Here is a 3,813-nt window from a genome sequence, read left to right as displayed (position 1 = left end):
TTTGGCTATGTCTGATATTAGATATTACTCATTATCCCCAATATCTCGCATAAGTGAAAGGTTTCACTTATAGTAACCACCAAAGCTCTTACTCTCTGTGACTCTGCGCCTCTGCGTGAAACAAATTCATACTTTTATGCAAACCCACTTGTAACAAATCCAACCCTTGAGAAAAAATCTCATCAATTGGTAACATTTCCCCTTCTTCAGTCATGAATTTATGATCTTTTGTGGCGCGAATAATTGCCCCATTTTCTAATAAATATTCATAAACTTCCTGTTGTCCCCGATTATGCCATTGGGCAATTGACTGAGTATAAAGTATTCCATTACTATCAACAGTATAAACTTTACATTCAATCTGTTTTTCAACAATTTCCCCAATTTGTAAAAAACCATATTCAACAGTTAAAATTTCTGTGTCGTAACTTAAACAATATTCAGCAAACTTCAACATATCCCCAAATAAATGTTCAGAGACTTGGGGTACTACACCGTTTTTTGCAGAACCATCAATAAAATTTTGTTTTTGTTTCTCCATTTCTGATACTTTCTTTTTACCCATAGCGCGACGAAGTAAATCAGCTTGTCCTAAACTATAACCAGCCATATCTTGAGCAATTTTCATAATTTGCTCTTGATAAACCATGATTCCGTAGGTTTCATTTAAGATTGGTTCTAAAATTTGAGTATCATATTCAATTTCTTCTCGTCCATGTTTACGATTAATAAATTTAGGAATTAATCCGGCATCTAATGGACCTGGACGATACAATGCTAAAATGGAAGAAATATCTTCAATGTTTGAAGGTTTCAAATCTCGGACTATTTGTTTCATTCCTGAAGATTCTAATTGAAATATTCCTTCTAAATCACCAGCTTCTAATAGTGAATAAGCTTTAGCAACATCTTTTGGTAAGTTAGTATGATCACCTTTTGCTAATATTTTTTGTGCTTTTCTTTCTTGTCCTGTAATTTCATCAGGATCAATTCGGTATCCTTTGCTTTGTTCAATTAAATCAATGGTTTTTTGAATTAGGGTTAAGTTCCGCAAACCCAAAAAGTCCATTTTTAATAATCCCAATGATTCTAAATCTTCCATGAAATATTGGGTAATCACAGAACCATCATTATTGCGCTGTAGAGGAACAAGTTCGTCTAATGGTTCTGCGGAGATAACTACACCAGCAGCATGAACACCGAAGGTTTTGTTAGTTCCTTCAATTCGCATAGCCATATCAATCCAGCGCCGGACAGTGGGATCATTATCATATTTGGCTTTAAATTCTGGTTCGGGTGTTTCATCTGAAATCATCACTTTTAGTTTAGTAGGTTTACCCCGGACTACAGGAATCATTTTTGCCATTTTGTCAGAATCACCATAGGGAATATCTAATACTCTAGCAACATCTTTTAAGACTGCTTTGGATGTGAGACGGTTAAAAGTAATAATTTGAGCAACTCTATCAACACCATATTTTTCAGTTACATAATCAATTACTTGATCTCGTTTATCAATGCAGAAATCTGTATCAATATCTGGCATTGATTTCCGTTCAGGATTGAGGAATCTTTCAAATAATAAGCCATGATGAACGGGGTCAATATTCGTAATTTTCATGGCATAAGCTACTAATGAACCTGCCGCAGAACCTCGTCCTGGACCAACGGGAATATTATTATCTCGCGCAAATTTGATGTAGTCCCACACTACTAAAAAGTAGGTAGAAAATCCCATTTGTTGAATCATTTTTAATTCATATTCCAATCTTTCTTTATAGACTTGATCTACTTCGTGGCGAGATTTGCGATTTAATCTTTCTAAAAGTCCCAGCCATGCAACTTCTTCTGCATAAGTATCTGCTGTATGTCCTGAAGGGATTGTGGGTGTGGGAATTTGAGGATCACCCATGATGTGATAAGGTTCGACTTTATCGGCAATTTCTTCCGTTGTGGCGATCGCTTCAGCAATGATATCATCGGGTAAATGGTCACGGAATAGTTGGTGCATTTCCTCAGATGATTTGAGGTATTCTGTGCCGCTATACCGCATTCTTTTATCTTCGCTAATGAGTTTCCCGGTTTGAATACATAACAAGGCATCGTGGGATTCTACATCAAAACAGGAGATAAAATGGGAGTCGTTGGTGGCGATGAATTTAATTCCTAATTCTCTGGCAATTTTGACTATTTCTACATTCACAATTCGGTCTTCTTGAGAACCATGATCTTGAATTTCTAAATAAAAATCTTCGCCAAATACATCTTTATACCATTTAGCAACTTTTCTGGCTGCATCTGGACGATTACTCATAATTGCTTGGGGAATTTCTCCACCTAAACAAGCACTAGTAACTATTAAACCTTCCCGATATTGTTTGAGTAAATCTTTATTAATACAAGGACGGGAAAAAATGCCTTTACCTTGGACACCTTGAAGGTGAGAAATTGTGGTTAATTTAACTAAGTTTTTATAACCTTTGGTATTTTTAGCTAATACGACTTGATGATATTTGGGACGGCGTTCTTGTTTGTCAATTTCACCGTTTAAAATGTACATTTCGTTGCCAATTATTGGTTTAACGTTCTTGTTGCGGCAGATTTTTATCAGCTCAACTGCGCCATACATGACACCATGATCTGTGAGGGCGATCGCTTTCATTCCTAATGCGATCGCTCGATCTACTAATTCTGGTAGTTGACTAGCACCATCAAGCAAGCTGTAATCACTATGAATATGTAAAGGAACAAATGACATATTAGTATTTGGTAGAGTAAGAGAATTTTAGATTAACAATGATATCAAGTATTTGAGTTAATGATAACCCAATCGCGCATCTTTTACCAAAAGCTACATCATTCCCCATAATGGAGGCTTGATGTCCTGATAAAAGTACACCGCTATTAGCTGCTAAATTTCCATACATATCATATAATAACTTATTATGACCAACTACAAACTACTCGCTATCTTTTAATTATGAATCAATCCAATAATGGTGGTATCCTTGAACAGTTTGTCAATATAGTAATGGGTGTAAAAACTGGGACTCAAGAACAGTCTCTAAATACATCAGCAGCGGATACACAAGAACTAGATATCAAGGCAGTTCTAGTTTATAAATTAGGAACTATCCTACAAATAGGAGTGATGATTCTTGTATTGCTGGGAATGGAAAAATTGGTAATATTGATTGATAATAATCCTTTTTTTCCTAGTTGGTTTAGCACTTTAGTGACCGCATTATTTTTTGCTTTATTAAGTATCCGTTCCCGGATATTCTCCCTTTTAGATAATACTCGTTCTCGGACAACGTATGATCAAGTAATTAGACCAAAATGGTCTCCTCCACCTTTAGCATTTCCCATAGTTTGGATGATAATTGCGGTTTTGCGGGTAATTTCTTCGGTGTTAATTTGGCAGGAGATGAATCACCAATTTTTGATATTGCCGTTAATTCTGTTTGTTATACATCTAGCTTTAGGAGATACTTGGAATACGATTTTTACCGTAGAACGGAGATTAGGTGCTGCTGTTCCTGTGGTGATTTTAGGTCCTTGGTTATCGGCTATAGTGGTGACAGCGATTTATTGGCAAACTGTTCCTTTAGCGGGAATGATTTTATCTTTTTCTTGTGTATGGCTAACTGTTGCTGCTGTATTGGTATTGAGAATTTGGCAGTTAAATGGATCTGAGCCTTTGTATCCTTTAAAATTAGCTGTTGTGGAGAAATAAATAGGGTTTGCTGATAGCGTAGCGTGGCGTAAGCCATAAAAGTTGTCCGTGAAGGCAGGGAACAGTTTTAGCTATAT

At 36.1% G+C, this 3,813-nt stretch carries 3 protein-coding genes; 1 reads left to right on the top strand and 2 read right to left on the bottom strand.

Annotated elements, in window-relative coordinates; genetic code table 11:
- Positions 1-88: 88 nt before the first annotated feature.
- Positions 89-2,758 (bottom strand): trans-splicing intein-formed DNA polymerase III subunit alpha N-terminal partner DnaE-N, encoded by a 2,670-nt coding sequence (locus FJR37_RS25570; protein ID WP_052149969.1) that lies wholly within the window; start codon positions 2,756-2,758, stop codon positions 89-91.
- A gap of 1 nt (position 2,759) precedes the next feature.
- Positions 2,760-2,927, bottom strand: coding sequence for a hypothetical protein (locus FJR37_RS25565; RefSeq protein WP_160290005.1), 168 nt, complete (start codon positions 2,925-2,927; stop codon positions 2,760-2,762).
- 53 nt (positions 2,928-2,980) lie between these two features.
- Between FJR37_RS25565 and FJR37_RS25560 the strand changes: the two genes are divergently transcribed.
- On the top strand, positions 2,981-3,736 hold the full coding sequence (locus FJR37_RS25560; RefSeq protein ID WP_039202975.1) for a TspO/MBR family protein: 756 nt from the start codon (positions 2,981-2,983) through the stop codon (positions 3,734-3,736).
- The last annotated feature ends 77 nt before the right edge of the window (positions 3,737-3,813 follow it).

The sequence above is a fragment of the Aphanizomenon sp. UHCC 0183 genome, assembly GCF_009712065.1.
Classification (GTDB): domain Bacteria; phylum Cyanobacteriota; class Cyanobacteriia; order Cyanobacteriales; family Nostocaceae; genus Dolichospermum; species Dolichospermum heterosporum.
Note: the sequence above shows the minus strand (reverse complement) of the source record. Positions and strands in the feature narration are given on the sequence as shown.

What these genes read in the sequence shown, in the direction of transcription:
- FJR37_RS25570 (WP_052149969.1), bottom strand. Translation starts at nt 2,758, where the DNA reads ATGTCATTTGTTCCTTTACATATTCATAGTGATTACAGCTTGCTTGAT.
- FJR37_RS25565 (WP_160290005.1), bottom strand. Translation starts at nt 2,927, where the DNA reads ATGTATGGAAATTTAGCAGCTAATAGCGGTGTACTTTTATCAGGACAT.
- FJR37_RS25560 (WP_039202975.1), top strand. Translation starts at nt 2,981, where the DNA reads ATGAATCAATCCAATAATGGTGGTATCCTTGAACAGTTTGTCAATATA.